13 protein-coding genes, 1 tRNA gene and 1 pseudogene are annotated in these 14,635 nt (G+C 68.8%); 8 read left to right on the top strand and 7 right to left on the bottom strand.

Annotated features, from left to right (window positions below; genetic code table 11):
• The first annotated feature begins 94 nt into the window (after positions 1–94).
• The 5 genes and pseudogenes from OG625_RS20895 (at position 95) to OG625_RS20875 (ending at position 3,712) form a co-directional block, all read left to right on the top strand.
• A pseudogene (locus OG625_RS20895) lies at positions 95–916 on the top strand (class I SAM-dependent methyltransferase).
• 192 nt (positions 917–1,108) lie between these two features.
• A complete protein-coding gene (locus OG625_RS20890; protein WP_329383193.1) occupies positions 1,109–1,405 on the top strand; it encodes a hypothetical protein in 297 nt (98 codons plus the stop codon).
• 280 nt (positions 1,406–1,685) lie between these two features.
• On the top strand, positions 1,686–2,048 hold the full coding sequence (locus OG625_RS20885; RefSeq protein WP_329383190.1) for a hypothetical protein: 363 nt from the start codon (positions 1,686–1,688) through the stop codon (positions 2,046–2,048).
• 333 nt (positions 2,049–2,381) lie between these two features.
• Positions 2,382–3,500: a PP2C family protein-serine/threonine phosphatase gene (locus OG625_RS20880; protein WP_329383187.1), complete on the top strand. Its 1,119-nt coding sequence runs from the start codon at positions 2,382–2,384 to the stop codon at positions 3,498–3,500.
• 38 nt (positions 3,501–3,538) lie between these two features.
• Positions 3,539–3,712: a hypothetical protein gene (locus OG625_RS20875; protein WP_329383184.1), complete on the top strand. Its 174-nt coding sequence runs from the start codon at positions 3,539–3,541 to the stop codon at positions 3,710–3,712.
• A gap of 72 nt (positions 3,713–3,784) precedes the next feature.
• Here the strand turns inward: OG625_RS20875 and OG625_RS20870 are convergent, their stop codons facing one another.
• Together OG625_RS20870 and OG625_RS20865 are read right to left on the bottom strand one after the other, a co-directional pair.
• Complete coding sequence (locus OG625_RS20870; protein WP_329383182.1) at positions 3,785–4,855, bottom strand: methyltransferase domain-containing protein; 1,071 nt, start codon at positions 4,853–4,855, stop codon at positions 3,785–3,787.
• A gap of 427 nt (positions 4,856–5,282) precedes the next feature.
• Positions 5,283–5,855: a putative glycolipid-binding domain-containing protein gene (locus OG625_RS20865; RefSeq protein ID WP_329383179.1), complete on the bottom strand. Its 573-nt coding sequence runs from the start codon at positions 5,853–5,855 to the stop codon at positions 5,283–5,285.
• Between the two features lie 578 nt (positions 5,856–6,433).
• Here OG625_RS20865 and OG625_RS20860 point away from each other — a divergent pair.
• Entirely contained in the window at positions 6,434–6,898 is a 465-nt protein-coding gene (locus tag OG625_RS20860; protein ID WP_329383176.1) for a hypothetical protein, read from the top strand.
• A 241-nt stretch (positions 6,899–7,139) separates the two neighbouring features.
• Here the strand turns inward: OG625_RS20860 and OG625_RS20855 are convergent, their stop codons facing one another.
• The 4 genes from OG625_RS20855 to OG625_RS20840 all read right to left on the bottom strand — a co-directional run bounded on the left by OG625_RS20855 (position 7,140) and on the right by OG625_RS20840 (position 11,165).
• Positions 7,140–7,619, bottom strand: coding sequence for an ASCH domain-containing protein (locus tag OG625_RS20855; protein WP_329383173.1), 480 nt, complete (start codon positions 7,617–7,619; stop codon positions 7,140–7,142).
• The gene (locus tag OG625_RS20850) at positions 7,616–9,673 is read right to left on the bottom strand and encodes a GNAT family N-acetyltransferase (RefSeq protein ID WP_329383171.1); all 2,058 of its coding nucleotides are present in this window, start codon (positions 9,671–9,673) and stop codon (positions 7,616–7,618) included. The genes OG625_RS20855 and OG625_RS20850 overlap by 4 nt, the downstream gene beginning before the upstream one ends.
• Before the next feature lie 122 nt (positions 9,674–9,795).
• The gene (locus OG625_RS20845) at positions 9,796–10,359 is read right to left on the bottom strand and encodes a restriction endonuclease (protein ID WP_329383169.1); all 564 of its coding nucleotides are present in this window, start codon (positions 10,357–10,359) and stop codon (positions 9,796–9,798) included.
• 257 nt (positions 10,360–10,616) lie between these two features.
• Positions 10,617–11,165 carry a hypothetical protein gene (locus OG625_RS20840; protein WP_329383165.1) on the bottom strand — a complete coding sequence of 183 codons (549 nt, stop codon included), beginning with the start codon at positions 11,163–11,165 and terminating at the stop codon, positions 10,617–10,619.
• 242 nt (positions 11,166–11,407) lie between these two features.
• On the opposite strand from OG625_RS20840, the gene OG625_RS20835 reads away from it, so the two are divergent.
• A tRNA-Pro gene (locus OG625_RS20835) sits at positions 11,408–11,474 on the top strand.
• 123 nt (positions 11,475–11,597) lie between these two features.
• Positions 11,598–13,082, top strand: a complete 1,485-nt coding sequence (locus OG625_RS20830; RefSeq protein ID WP_329383163.1) for a SulP family inorganic anion transporter — start codon at positions 11,598–11,600, stop codon at positions 13,080–13,082.
• A gap of 15 nt (positions 13,083–13,097) precedes the next feature.
• On the opposite strand, the gene OG625_RS20825 is transcribed toward OG625_RS20830, so the two are convergent.
• The gene (locus tag OG625_RS20825) at positions 13,098–14,621 is read right to left on the bottom strand and encodes a flotillin family protein (protein ID WP_329383160.1); all 1,524 of its coding nucleotides are present in this window, start codon (positions 14,619–14,621) and stop codon (positions 13,098–13,100) included.
• Positions 14,622–14,635 lie beyond the last annotated feature (14 nt).

The following is a 14,635-nucleotide window of genomic DNA, read 5'->3' as shown; positions in this document are numbered from 1 at the left end:
CGTACCGTGACTCACGGCCGGTGGTCGATCTTCGGGAGCACATCCACGAGGCGACCACCCGGCCCGCTCTCGTCAGCACACCCACGGAGCCGCGATGACCACCCAGCCCGCGAACGACCCTTCCGTGACCGACCGGCGCCTGCTCTCCACCAGGCGTACGGCAACGGCCAGCACCTCGCAGCCCGCCAGTCCCTCTACCAATGGCAGACCCCACGACACGACCTCCCCGGCATCGTCGTGGGCGAGCTGGCCGGCATACGCGGAGCAGTAGCGGACGTGGGCTGCGGCAACGGAAAGTTCGTGCAGCGGGTACGCGCCGACCGGCCGGACCTGGCCGTGCTCCCCATGGACATCTCTCCCGGCATCCTGGCGGGTATCGAAGGAGCCGTGGCGGCAGACGTCCAGAGGCTCCCGATCGCCGACGGGGCGCTGGGCGCGGTCCTGGCCATGCACATGCTCTACCACGTCGAGGACCAGGCCCGAGCCACCCAGGAGCTGACCGCGTCCTGGCCGGGGACGGCATCGCCATCGCGTCCACCAACAGCAGGACTGATAAGCGAGAACTGGAAGACCTCTGGCGACGAGCCGCAGGCGATGTCCTCGGCATCCTGGAGGGCCCCGCACGGGTACAGCTCTCCGCCCCCTTCACCCTGGAAGACGCCCCCACCGTCCTTGGCGCCGTCTTCGACGATGTCCGGACGATCCCCCCTACCGGGGGTTGATCGAGGTGACCGACGCCGCGCCTGTGGTCGCCCATCTGGCCTCGTACGAGGCGTGGGCCGACCAGATGGGTGTGCCGTTCAAGGAGACGGTCGAACGGGCCCGAGAGCGGGTGGACGAAACCATCCGGGTGGAAGGCGCGTTCAGGGTCACCTGCCTCGGCGGCGTCCTCGTCTGCCGCGCAGCGCGTGCTTAGGTCACGGCCTTCTGGCGGTTGCGGTCAAACCATGAGGGCCGCGCTCGTCTGCCGCCTCGTCGTCTGTCGATCACTCCACTCCACAACCTCAGCTCGCGGCAACCGCCACCGAAGCGCTCAACGAGCGGTTGCACCAGAGCACAGGCCCGTACGATTCACCCCGGCGCGACCCCGACCAGCAAGGACACACCCTTGACCACCACCTTCCTGTCCGAGGGGACACGGCACGAAGTCGCCCGCGAGCAGATCCAGCAGGCCGCGGCCCGCTTGGTCCCCGTGCACAGCGAGACGTTCAGCAAGAATCAGGCGTGGTTCGCCCTCGTCGGCGGCGGCCTGCACTACGTCATCGAACTGATCGACACGGCGACCGGGCACCGGCCCTCCAACGCGGAGACGGCTCGCCTCGCCCTGGACGAGCTCGGCTTCCCCGTGCTGTGCCTGGCGTACGGCAGTCTCCTCACCGACGGGCACCCCGCCCACCGCGAGTAAGCACCAGTACACGGACGCGCGCTCCCGCACGAAGACAATCTCTGGCCTTCGTGGCTGCCAGCCTGGCGCTGGCAGCCACCGACCTGCGGAGCTCGCCGTGCAGTGCGGCGACCTGGGCTACCGGGCCGAGCTGGGCAATGGGCCCCTCGCTGGTCCGACAGTCGGCGCCGACTTGAGAACCGGGGACCGGCCTCCCGCATGCCCCGCCTGGCGCGCAGCGGTCCTCCGGGCCAGCCTGGAAGAGAGGCGCTTCGCCGCCTCCGAAGGAAGCGAGGCATCCATGACAGCGATAACAAGGCAGGACACACCGGTCGCGATCGAGGGCGGCGGAGTCGAACTCCGAGCGCAAGCAGTCGGCGGCGACCTGTCCGTGGCCTTCGTACAGCTGCCCCAGGGGGCGGACCTGCGACCGGCGGTGAAGGGCCTGGCCGGTGATCTCTGCCCCTGCCCTCACTGGGGGTACATGCTCAAGGGCCGGCTGAAGATGGTGACGAAGGACGGCGACGAGATCTACGAAGCCGGGCAGGCGTTCTACTGGGCACCCGGGCATGCGCCCGTAGCGCTCGAAGACTGTGAATATGTGGACTTCTCCCCCACGGAGGACTTGACCGCCGTGATCGACCACATCAGGTCACAGGGCTGAGCCCGGCCCTCGCCCAGGGCAATGGACGGGGGTGGCCTGGGGCGGCGAACAGGTGCACACAGGCGCATAGCGGGGCTACCCGGGTGCTGCATGTCCCGGACTGCCCCGTCGCGGTCGGGAACAGGGCATCGCTCGTGTCAGCGAGCTGAAGCCCGGCTGAGGCCCCTGCGGGCGTCCACGTAGCCGCGGATGCGCGCCTCCGGCACGCTGAAGGTCCTGAAGGAGATGGTCGGCTCAGGTCCCGGGGTCGGGAGCGGCGAGCGCCCGTGACGAGCACCTCGCAACAGACCCGAGCGCCGGGCGGCCTCGGCGCGGGCGGTGTATGCAGGGAAGATGGAACGTCGTAGCACGCGGGTCGGTCCCCGCCGACCGGGGGAACTCGGCCACGCGCTGCTGGTGGTCCCACTCGTACTGATTGCTGTGGTGACCGTGGTCGACGTTCTGGCGCCACCTGACGTGCATGTCGGTCCGTTCATGGTCGCCGCTCCCGCCATCACGGCTTCGTTCGCCGGCCCCCGCACCACCGGGGCCATTGGCGCACTTGCCGTCCTGGCTCAGATGGCGGTCGCGGCGGCGCGCACCAGCCTGACCGACCTGAACCACACCTTCCAGATCACCGCGCTCGTTCTGATCTCGGTGTTCGTGACGTTCTTCGCCCATCTCCGCGAGGTACACGAGAAAGAGTTGGTCCAATTGCGTTCGGTGGCCGAGACAGCGCAGCAGGTGGTGCTACGGCCGCTCCCCGAGCGGCTCGGACCGTTGCGCATCGCCTCGCTGTATCTGGCGGCCGAGGCGGAGGCGCAGATCGGCGGGGACCTGTACGCGGCAGCACGCACCCCTCACGGAACCCGGCTGATCATCGGCGACGTGCGCGGCAAGGGCCTGGACGCGGTCGGTGACGCCGCGCTTGTCCTCGGGGCCTTCCGGGCGGCCGCTCACCAGGAGGGTGCCCTGCCTGGACTCGCGGTGTATCTGGAGACGGCGGTGACGCCGGCCGTGGAGTACACCGACGGCTCGCGTCCCGGCACCGGTGACGAGGGCGAAGGGTTCGTCACCGCAGCGGTGCTCGACATCCCCGACCACGAATCGGTCCTGCACCTCCTCAACTGCGGTCATCCGCCGCCACTGTTGTTGCGCGGCGGCCACGTCACGTCCCTGGAGGTAGACCAGCCGGCGCCGCCTCTGGGCCTTGCCTCACTCGGTGATTCCAGTCTCGCCGCGGAGGTGTTCGCCTTCGAGCCCGGCGACATCGTGCTCCTTTATACGGACGGCGTGCTTGAGGCCCGCGACGACACCGGAGCCTTCTACCCGCTGACGGAGCGAGTCGCACACTGGCACGGTGCCAGTCCGCAGCACCTGCTCACTCGCCTCCACGACGATCTGCTCAAACACGCTGCGGGCGGCACGCTCGGCGACGACGCTGCGATGGTCGCCATTCAACGACTTCCCTGACGGTCGCCAGCGTGCGACGGCCGACGTACGCTCCCGCCGTGACAGAGATCGACTCCGGAATCCGTGTCCCGTTCGAAGGCGGCCCGTACGCAGGGCTGTGGCAGCGCTGGCTCAACCGGCTGCCACCCCCCGTGATGCGCCCTGCAGGCCAGGAGCAGGGCGAATACGTACTGGACATCGCGGGCCCTCGATACGTCTGGCTGGCCATATGATCCCGGCTCCGCCGACCACGCGGGCGGTGCTGTGGGCCTCCAACACGGGCTCCGAGGGGCCTGGGCGTCGGCCTACGGCTTGATGTCGTAGAGGACGTTGAAGGGGTCCTCCGCTGTGGATCGCGCCACGCTGCCGAAGCCTGCTTCGGCGCACATACTGCGTACGACTGCCTCGGGCATGCCGCACGTCCCGAAGCCCGCGCCGCCGTTCGCGAGGGACGTGGTCATGCAGTAGAACACGCTGAACCCGTACAACATTGATGCGACTGGGCCCACGTTGTCCTCGGGGCGGTCCTCGCAGTTGACCTCGAGCATCAGGTAGTCGCCGTCGTCCTTGACCGCATCCCTGATGGCGGTGAGGAGCCGCTTCGGTTCCGCAGAGTCGTGGATGACGTCGAACGTGGTGACGAGGTCATAGCGCCCGGGAAGACCCTGAGCGGCATCGACCATCTCGAAGCCCACGCGGTCGGCGACACCGGCCTCCTGCGCGTTCGTACGGGCACGCTCCACCTGGCCCGGGAAGTTGTCGAAGCCCGTGAAGCGCGAGCGGGGAAATGCCTTGGCCAGCACGATCAGGGCGCGGCCGGCGCCACATCCGACGTCCGCGACCTCGATGCCCCGCTCAAGCCCCTCGATGACGTGAGGGAAGGTACCGAGCCAATCGTCGACCATCACGCTCTCGAACCAGCTGCCGGTGAAGCGGCTCATGCCGTCCCACAGGACGTCCGGGTAGTCGCTCTGCCGCACGCCACCCCCGCTCCGGAACGCCTCGATCAGACGTTCGTACGGCGCCAGGGCGGCGGGCATCATCTGGTAGACGCCGCCCAGGAACATCGGCCCCGATTCGTCGACCAGGCCGGGGACATGCTCGGCGGGGAGGACGAAGCGCCCGGGCTCCGGTTCCTCCAGATAGCCCGCGGCCGTGAGACCCCGCAGCCACTCGCGCACGTAACGCTCGTTCAGGTTCAGACGGTCCGCGATCTCCTGGCTGCTCGTCGGCCCGCTGACCGCGAGGTCCTTGAACAGGCCGAGCCGGTCCCCCAGGTGGCACAAGCCGACGGCCATCGTCCCGCTGACGTCCCCGAGCGCCTTCTCCATGAAGGCATCCACCCTTGCCTGGTCCAACTCGCCCTGCGCGGCCACGGCGGCCCTCCTGGTTGTCGAACACGATCGCGGGGTGCGACCGGGCCCGGCAAGCGAAGCATCGGAGCACTCCGCTGCGCCGCCGCCACGACAGCCGGGTGAGCCCGGGCCGGTGCGCCTCACCCGATCCGAGTATCGAACCCGCTGAGGGCCGAAGGACGAGTTACGACGGCCCTAATCGTCCATCCGGGCGGCAACCAGCGCGGGCAGCGCGTGGCCGGTGGGGCGGGCAAGTGGCGATGGTGTCTGATGGATACGCCCACGGGGTGTCGCGGCCGTCCCGAAACGGCGGGCGCGGCGGCCGCCTCCTCCGTCCCTCGAAGCCTCAGTCACGTCGCCCGAGGGCGGGGAGCCGGCCCAGGGAGCCGTCGCCTGCCGTCGGGCCCTGCGGTTCCGGCCTCACAGCGGCACTCGGCCGGGCGAGCAGTCAGCGCGTAAGGGCCGTGGCCAGGAGGGGGTAGTCCAGGACGAGGCCGTCGCCGTCGAACTCGATGTCGCTGCGGAAGTCGCCCGACTCATAGCGGACGCGGGCGCCGTGTCCGTCTCGGGTGAGGGGGGTGTACGTCTGCTGGTCCGGGCTGACGTCGAGGCCGGGGACCGACACCCAGGCCATCAGGAAGTGATGCGGTACGGGCGGAGCCCCCTGGTGCAGGCCGTGGCGCAGCACGGGCATGGTGTTGGTCAGCGGACACAGGCCCAGGTCGCAGTCGAGCGCGCCGTCGAGGTCGGGCCGGTGGACTCCGTCGGCCGTCCAGCAACCCTCGTGGCCGCGCAAGTCCAGGATCCTGGCCGTGGTCGCCGTCTCGACGGTGACACGGAGCCGGGAGGTCGCGTAGGCCTCGCCGGTCTCCAGGGTGTACGTCAGCCAGTACGGCTCGGGGTCGAGCCCGACGGCCCGCCCCCGCGCGGTCAGCCGGCCTTCGGCGAGGTCGGCCCAGACGGTGGAGTATCCCCCGCCGGGATGGATCCCCCAGGTGCGCGCGACGTGTCGGCTGGCCATGGGGCAAGCCTAGTAACTCCAGCAGGACTTTGCTGTCTGACCTGGGGGTTCGCCGGGCGGTCGGAGTCACTAACCGTGGCTCACACGGTGCACCTCGCCATCTGCGGATGGAACACCGCCGTGGCTGGGCAGCTGACCCCGCCCACGCTGGTCGACCCTGAGCGGCAAGCTGAAGATCGCGCAGGCGCTGCTCGACGCCGGCCAGGCCATCGAGGTCGTAGACGAGGACGAGTTCCTCCGCCGTCTCCGGGCCTGACCGGTCCCTCCGGGCGGCAAGAGCCCAGGTCACCCGGGTCAGATGCGTGAGCGATGCGTGAGCGATGCGTGAGCGATGCGTGAGCGATGCGTGAGCGATGCGTGAGCGATGCGACGGGAAGGCGGGGTCTGGAGCGGATCCAGCAGCACTTGCCGGGACTTTTAATCCGATAGTTGCCGGTTCGAGTCTCGGCGACGGCCACCTTTGGCGGCCCAGGAACGGCTGGAGTGGAAGGATCGGAAAGCGATTCCACTGGCGTACAACCATTGCCTACGGTGAGCGATCGACTCTTGCGCACACAGTCACTGCACAGGGGAGAACCGTGAACCACCGCACCGCCATCGCCGTACTCTCGGCCGTCATCGCCACTGCCTCACTGACCGCCTGCGGCACCGACAAGGGCGCCGACAAGGCGTCGGCGAAGACGCCCAGCGCTGCTGCTCCGAGCAGCCCCGCCACACCTACGGCGACGGGTAGCCCGTCGGCCGCCGCCGAGGCGCCCAAGGGTAAGGGGATTCCGCCCAAGCCGGATGCGGCGACGCAGGCAAAGTACATCGCCGCCCTGACAGCCATCGACCCGGACGTCGTCAACACCAAGCCTGACAAGGCAGTCGACCGCGGCCGCAACCAGTGCGAGACGATCGCTAACTTCCCCACCGACAAACAGAAGCAGACCGACCTCACGAACCAGCGGTTCACGTCGCCCACCCACCCGGACGGATTCGGGCAGGCCAAGGCGGCCAAGATCCTGGACGCGGTGCACACGCACCTCTGCCCCACGTACTAGGCAGCCTCCACCGCGGCCACCGGGCCCGGCTGCGGCGCCGCTGACGCTTCCGGGCCACCCCTCCGTGGTTGCAGTTCTGGTTGCATTCGCCTCCGTCCGGACGTGTTCGGCCGGAGACCACGAAAGCGGTACGACGCAGGTCAGGACGTGTCCGGGCGGCCCTGCCGGACGGTGTACGAACATTTGGAAAGCGTGTTGGGACAATCTCTCGGAGCACGCCAGCCACCGCAAAAGAGGGCCTCTACGCTGGTACGAGTTCGCTCAGGACGCCGCGCAGGGTCGAGTCGGCGTTGGGCGCGGCCATGGCCATCAGCTGCAGGTCGTCGCACTTCAAGTACCGGTAGCTCTGTGGCGGGTGGAAGGGACCGGTGGCCCGTAGTGCGGTGAGGGGGACAGGAGCATCGAAGGTCACGGGGTCCTCCAAGGTGAGCCCGCTGGCCCGCGTGGCGCCGGACATGTAGGCGTCGTACTCGCGCCTGCTGATTCCAGCGCGAGTACGGCTCGCTGACCACACTTCTCGGGGCGAAGCGACCTGCACCGAAGCGATGCGCGCCATGCCCACGATCGCCATCGTGGGCGCCGTGGCATAGAGGAGCACCGCCGTGCCGGGAGGGGCGGCGACGCGCTGTCGCCGCACCTCCACCGTCTTGCTCCCGGCCAGGATCGCCGTCGCGAACCGGGGGTGGACGGACAGCAGCATCGCGCGCTCCGGATCGCTCACGTCTTTCGGTGCCCCTCTTCGTAAACCGCCTGGAACAGCGCGTTGCTGATCTTCGTCAGCGAGATCAGTGACAACGGTAGTCCCAGACTCTGTGCCAGCAGGTTCAAACGTCCGAGCGTCACCGGCACCGGGAAGAGCTCGGTGTCCGAGAACCTCAACGCCATGGCCCTGCCGGAGGAATCGGCTGCCTCACGGACTTGGTCACGACCATATACGCCCAGGTGTTCGAATTGCGAGAAGAGGATGTCAGGTTCGTCGATCAACACCTCGTCCAGCCGCGAGCATCCGATCACCACCTGCCCTTGCTGCCCTTTAGGTCCCTTGCTGACGTACCAGAGGAGGCGGGCGGGGACACTCTCATTCCGGTGGCCGGAGGAGCGGTAGTAGACGTGTTCCCGGCTGATTCCCAGTACCTCATCGCGAGGCACGAGCATCGTGGGGAAGTCGAACAGCTCCGCAGACCAGCGCGGTTCGATGGGCACACTGAAGGACCGCAGCTCGGAGTCTGTGATCTTCGCAGGCCACCAGGATCGCTCGGCGACACTCGCCACCTCGGCGGACAGTCCCTCGTGAAGCACCGGCACGGTGAGGCCCAGACGACTCGAGATCTCACCGGCCGCACGGGACACCGCGTCGGCGGAGCCAGAGACGTCGATCAGCAACGCGGTGAGGCCGCCCTCGTGCTCGGCAAAGCCATCCGCGCCCGCGGCCGTTCCCGCCGCAGGCGAGGGGAAGGGGTCGGTGATCCGGACCACCTGCGCCCCGCGCTCACGACCGAGGCGCTTGAGCATGAACAGCAGCTGCCGGGCGAGGGATTCCTCCAGAGCATGCGATGCCGTGCGTAGAAGGGGCACAGTCAGGGTGCGCCCGTCCAGGGCCCAGACGTACAGGGCCACCGGGTGGCCATCACCATCTCGCAGCAGCTCCCGACGCCACAGCACGGCATCAGTGACGAAGCCTTTCAGCCGATCCTCGAAGGCGGATCCCTGATCGCCACCGGCCTGGTTGAAAAAGGCCACCAGTTCAGCCTCATTGCCTGGCGCGACCTCTGCCGCAGAGAACGCCGTACCCAACAGGTCCGCGGGCCGGTAGACCTGCGCTTGGCGCAGCTCATCGACGTGGAGGGTCACCACGGACGGCGCTACGACCTTGACGCGGGCGATATCCCAGGCGACGTCGGCCAATTGTGCGAGCGCAGGATCACGCGTCACCAACACCTGAAGACCGGCGCAGGAGGTCTCGGCCACATACCGCAAGCGGCTTCGCGTGCCCGCGTCGAGCACCACACCCGGCGCGTTCTTTACCAGGGCGGCCAGCAGCTCTTCGTGCCGGGCCGCCACGCCGTCCGAATCAGGAGTGATCTGCCTCATCCCTGCCAGGCCGGCGCGTTGATGCTGCCGCTCCCCACGGTCTGCGACATCGCGTACGTCGTGCAGCAACTGCGGGGTAAAGGCGAGCTCGATCAGGTCGGAGAGCCAGCCTGCCTCAAGTGCCCGCGACTCCTCGACCGCACGCCCGGTGCCACCTCCCCTCAGGCCGGCAAAGACGCTGTGGTCCACGGTCACCACGAGCAACGCATCGCTCTGGGCCTCGGCGAACAGGTCCTGATGCCCCAGGTCCAACCACCAGGTGTCCAAGGTTTCCTGGTCTCGACCGCGGCCAAGGCCCTCGCCACGGGGTACGAAGCCCAACTTGGTCCACATTCCGCTGAGTCCGTAGTCGCGGCGGCACCTTGCCCTGATGCCGAGGCGCTGTGCATGGCGCTCGCGGATGGCCTGGATCAGCAGGCGAGCGATGCCCTTTTCGCGGTGCTCTTCGGCCACGCACAGATGCGCCAGACGCACGTGCTGACTGCGCTTCGGAAGACCGAACAGCGTGTAGCCGACGACCTCTTCCCCCTCCATGGCGAGGAGGAGGCCTCCGTCCTCGGCTGCCTTGCGGTAGGCGGGCGGGGTCAGCAACCCCAGCCGCTTGGTGTACCGGTCTCCCAGGGCAACGACTGCGTCGATCCAGCCGGCCTGCTCCCCCGACACCGGCAGCACTTTGATCGCCATGAATTCCCCCTCCGGATATGGCCGATCTTTCGTCCACACTGCACACCCCGGGCGCGGCATCGGCCTAGCCCCTTTTTGATCAATTTCGGCCCGATCGGCCGGGACCACTCCCTGGAACGTCTCTACGAGGAGTACGTGTCCCTCCACCGCTGGTGATGGCGTCGGTCTCCCTGGCCCAGGCCGTTCACATCGCGGAGCGACAGGAGCGTGGCTCCGTTGTTCCACTGCCCCAGGTGGTCACGGTGGACCGCCAAGACGCCGTTCTGCACCGCGGTCCGGACTGAAGGGCCGCTGAAGTAGGTGGTCGTCACGAAGATGGCGACCTCGGCGCCGAAGTGCACCCGCGTACCGAGAAGGTCCCGTATCTCGCGACTGGGGATCCGACGCTTGGGAGTGTTGCGCTTGCACTGGATCACCATGGTCCTTCCGTCGGGCAGCCTTCCCAGCACATCCGCACCGTCGTCGTGAGAGCGCCCCACACGCTTGAGATCCGTACATCCGTCACGCCGGCACAGTTCCAGAACGAAGTCCTCGAACTCCCCGCCATCCATCCGGTCCACCTCGGCGAGTGTGCGGTGCCCCGCCTTCACCGCCTCCTCGTGCCGCCATTGCCCGTCGCTTCGACGTAACAGCCGGTCCATGCGCCAAAGCCGCCAGCCGACCATTGCCGCTGTGGCCAGAACCATGGCTCCCACGACGTAGGGCCAGATCTGTGCCCAGAGAGCCACCAGCACAGTGGCAATGCAGGCGCCGGAGATCAGGACCGCGCGCCTCCTGGCCTCACGTTTCCGCCGGGCTGTCGAGCGACGTCGCCCTCGTCCACCCACTTCGGCCTCCCTCCCGCCTCCCAGGAGTGTGAGCACCTCACCGCCTACGCGTAAGAGCGCCCATTGGCCATCGCTCAGGCCAGGACGGCCAGCGCCCAGGCGCCGTACGGCGGGCCTCAGCGAACAGCAGCCGCACAGTCGGCTGCGCCCACGTCACGCAGTGTGTCCTGCGGACTCCGACCGGGCGGGACCACCAGCAGGCCGTCGACCACCAGGGCCTCGGTCAGCAGATGGCCGTTGGGCCCGTCAGCGCGCACGATCCGGAGTCGCCTCTTCTCTGCGAAGACGTACAGCTGCGCAGCGGCGAAGATGCGAAGAAACTCCTGTGCGGTACCGACGGGATCACCAAAGCGGTCGATCCGGCCCAGGAATTCCCCCACCAGGTCCCGGAAGGCTCCACCGTGCTCTTGGGCCGCCTCGACCATCGCATCGGCCTCCGGCCCTTCGGTGAAGGCGGTGCGGGCCATCAGGAACTCGCGCGCTTCAATCGCCGACATCCGCCTCGGGTCATAGGACATCGTGATTCCGGCCTCCGTCTTCTGGAGCACCGCGGGCGTGGCATCGGACAGTTCCACCTGCTCGAAGGCAGCGTGCAGGCGCTCCGTGGAAGAACCGTCGATCCCCAGCAGCGGAGGCACCTCGGGAGCCACATCAGCGTGCGTCATGCGAAGTCCTCTTTCGGCTGGTGAGTTGCCGTGCTCGGCGCACAGCCGGTATCAGCGGGCACCACGCCTCAGACACCTTCCGCAGTTCGCCGGTCACGCGATCACCACCCTCAAGGAGCACGCCTCGATCAGACGCCCGACCTCGGCGGCTGGGAGAAATCTGGGAGATGATCTTGCTTCAAGGGGGCTCCAGGACCCACTCAGACCACGGGACACCAACGCTCTGACCTGCGGAGATTGCAAACACGCAGCGTCGGCGCGCGGCCGTACTTCGTTCGGGACGAAGAGGTCGTGGGTTCAAATCCCGCCACCCCGACTTCGTAAAACCAGGTCAAGGGCCTGATCCACTCAGTGGATCGGGCCCTTCCTGCATCCCCGGCGCGCAGGCCTCCGCTCCTCCGCGCGCTCCCGACAGGACAGGTCCGCTCCGCCATGCCCTCCTCCGCTTTCTCCCTGCGCCGTCCGTCCTGGCTCTCGCCCAAGGTGTTGCGGACCGAGGTGCTCGGCGGGCTGGTCGTCGCGCTGGCGCTCATACCCGAGGCCATCTCGTTCTCGATCATCGCGGGAGTGGATCCGGCGATCGGGCTGTTCGCCTCCTTCACGATGGCCGTGACGATCGCGATCGTGGGCGGGCGGCCGGCGATGATCTCGGCGGCGACCGGGGCGGTCGCCCTCGTCATCGCACCGCTCAACCGCGAGCACGGGTTCGGCTACCTGGTGGCCGCGGTCATCCTGGCCGGCGTCTTCCAGATCGTGCTCGGCGCGCTCGGGGTGGCCCGGCTGCTGCGCTTCGTGCCGCGCTCGGTGATGGTCGGCTTCGTCAACTCGCTCGCCATCCTGGTCTTCATGGCGCAGGTGCCGGAGCTGCGGAACGTGCCGTGGGCCGTGTACCCGCTCGTCGTCGCCGGGCTGGCGTTGATGGTGTTCTTCCCGAAGGTCACCACCGTGGTCCCCGCGCCGCTCGTGTCCATCGTCATCCTCACCGCCATCACCGTGGCCGCCGGGATCGCGGTGCCGACGGTCGGGGACAAGGGTTCGCTGCCGTCGGCGCTGCCGGTGCCCGGGCTGCCGGACGTGCCGTTCACCCTGGAGACGCTGACGACCGTGGCTCCGTACGCCTTCGCCATGGCGCTGGTCGGGCTGATGGAATCGCTGATGACGGCGAAGCTCGTCGACGAGATCACCGACACCCGGTCCTCGAAGACCCGCGAGTCGGTCGGCCAGGGCATCGCGAACATCGTCACCGGCTTCTTCGGCGGCATGGGCGGCTGCGCCATGATCGGCCAGACGATGATCAACGTGAAGGTGTCGGGGGCGCGGACCCGGCTGTCGACGTTCCTCGCGGGCGCCTTCCTGATGGTGCTGTGCATCGTCTTCGGGCCGGTCGTCTCCGAGATCCCGATGGCCGCTCTGGTCGCCGTCATGGTGATGGTCTGCTTCGCGACCTTCGACTGGCACTCGATCGCCCCGAAGACCCTGAAGCGGATGCCCGCCGGGGAGATCACCGTCATGGTGGTCACCGTGACGTGCGTCGTCGCCACCCACAACCTGGCCGTCGGTGTCATCGCCGGGTCGGTGACCGCGATGGTCATCTTCGCCAAGCGGGTCGCGCACCTGGCGAACGTCACCTCGGTCACCGACCCGGACGGGACCGAGGTGATCTACTCCGTCACGGGCGAGTTGTTCTTCGCTTCCTCCAACGACCTGGTGACGCGGTTCGACTACGCGGGAGACCCGGACAAGGTCGTCATCGACCTGTCCTCGGCCCACATCTGGGACGCCTCGACGGTCGCCGCGCTGGACGCCGTCGAGACGAAGTACGCCCAGCGCGGGAAGAGCGTCGAGATCACCGGCCTGAACGAGCACAGCGCGCGTATCCACCGCACCCTGAGCGGCGAGCTCTCCCCCGGGCAGTGACCGGCGCCGGCACGGCTAGTCGGTGATGGCGATCTTGCCGTTGAGCCCGGTCGCGGCGGGTTCCTGCGGCGCCTTGCCGGCGGTCAGCCCCTTCAGGAGCTCGGCGAGGTCGACTCCGGTGGTGGAGCTGAGGAGTTCCATGCCCTGGGCGACGTTGTCCGTGACGGTGCGGGAGAGCTTGCTCGCGCCGTCGGTCGAGATGACGGTCAGCTTGTCGATGGCGGCGAGCGGCTCGGCGGCCTTGCCGACGACCTGCGGGAGGACCTCGATCAGCATCTGGAGGACGGCGGCGTCGCCGTAGCGCTCGAAGGCCTCGGCCTTCCTGTTCATCGCGTCGGCCTCGGCGGCACCCCTGACGGAGATCGACGCGGCCTCCGCGTCGCCCTCCAGCCGGACGGCTTCCGCGATGGCGGCCCGCCGGGCGCGCTCCGCCTCACCGCGCTTGGCACCCTCGATGGCCTCGGCCTCGGCCAGGGCGGAGCGGCGCTGCTTCTCGCCCTCACCGGTCAGGCGGGAGCGCTCGGCCTCCGCCTGGGCCGCGGCGATGGCGGCGAGGCGTTCGGCCTCGGCCTGCTTGACCCGGGCCACCCGCTTGGCCTCCGCCTCCTGCTCGGCCTCGTAGCGGCGCGCGTCGGCCGGCTTGCGGACCTGGGTGTCGAGCTGGCGGTCGGTCAGGGCGGCCTGGCGTTCGGCGACCTTCTCCTGCTCGGCGAGGACCTGCTGTTGGCGGTCCGCCTCGGCCAGCGGGCCCGCGGCGTTGGCCTGGGCGGCCGCGGCGTCGGTCTCGGCCTTGATCTCGGCCTGGCGCAGGTACAGGGTGCGCTCGGCGACCGCGATCTCCTCCTCGGCCTTCAACCGCGCCTGCGCGGCGGTGCGCCGGGCGTTGGCCTCCGCGATGTCGGCCTCCTGCTTGGCGCGGGCGGCCTCGGGCCGTCCGAGGTCTTCCAGGTAGGAGCCCTCGGTGGTGATGTCCTGGATCTGGAAGGCGTCGAGGACGAGTCCCTGGCCGGAGAGGCTGGCCTCGGCCTCCTCCGCGACCTGCCCGGCGAAGGCGGCACGGTCGCGGATGATGTCCTCGACCGACATGCGGCCGACGATCGCCCGCAGGGCGCCGGAGAGCACTTCCTGGGTGAAGCCGACGATGCCGTCCTGCTGTTGGAGGAAGCGCTGGGCGGCGGCGCGGATGGCCTCCTCGGTGCCGCCGACCTTGACGATCGCGACGCCTTCGAGGTTGGCCTTGATGCCGCGCAGGGTCACCGCGCCGCGGACGGCGACGGGGATGTGGCGGCTGGACAGGTCGAGGGTGAAGCGCTGCTGCACGAAGGGGACGACGAAGACCCCGCCGCCGACCACGACCTTCTGACCGGTGTTGTCGGTCACGACCTGGCCGGTCGTGGGGTCCGTGGACCTCTTGCCGCGCCGGCCCGTGATGATGAACGCCTCGCTGGGACCGGCGACTTTGTAGCGGGTGACGACGGCCAGGGCCAGCAGGACGAGGAGGACGACCACCCCCACGACCGCGGTGACGACAGGACTCATGGTGGTACCCCCGT

The sequence above is a fragment of the Streptomyces sp. NBC_01351 genome, from assembly GCF_036237315.1.
Lineage (GTDB): Bacteria > Actinomycetota > Actinomycetes > Streptomycetales > Streptomycetaceae > Streptomyces.
Note: the sequence above shows the minus strand (reverse complement) of the source record. Positions and strands in the feature narration are given on the sequence as shown.

Excerpts from the sequence above, each read along its gene's own strand:
- OG625_RS20825 (WP_329383160.1), bottom strand. The coding sequence starts at position 14,621 with ATGAGTCCTGTCGTCACCGCGGTCGTGGGGGTGGTCGTCCTCCTCGTC.
- OG625_RS20885 (WP_329383190.1), top strand. The coding sequence starts at position 1,686 with ATGACAGCGATAACAAGGCAGGACACACCGGTCGCGATCGAGGGCGGC.
- OG625_RS20880 (WP_329383187.1), top strand. The coding sequence starts at position 2,382 with ATGGAACGTCGTAGCACGCGGGTCGGTCCCCGCCGACCGGGGGAACTC.
- OG625_RS20840 (WP_329383165.1), bottom strand. The coding sequence starts at position 11,165 with ATGACGCACGCTGATGTGGCTCCCGAGGTGCCTCCGCTGCTGGGGATC.
- OG625_RS20865 (WP_329383179.1), bottom strand. The coding sequence starts at position 5,855 with ATGGCCAGCCGACACGTCGCGCGCACCTGGGGGATCCATCCCGGCGGG.
- OG625_RS20830 (WP_329383163.1), top strand. The coding sequence starts at position 11,598 with ATGCCCTCCTCCGCTTTCTCCCTGCGCCGTCCGTCCTGGCTCTCGCCC.
- OG625_RS20850 (WP_329383171.1), bottom strand. The coding sequence starts at position 9,673 with ATGGCGATCAAAGTGCTGCCGGTGTCGGGGGAGCAGGCCGGCTGGATC.
- OG625_RS20845 (WP_329383169.1), bottom strand. The coding sequence starts at position 10,359 with ATGGTTCTGGCCACAGCGGCAATGGTCGGCTGGCGGCTTTGGCGCATG.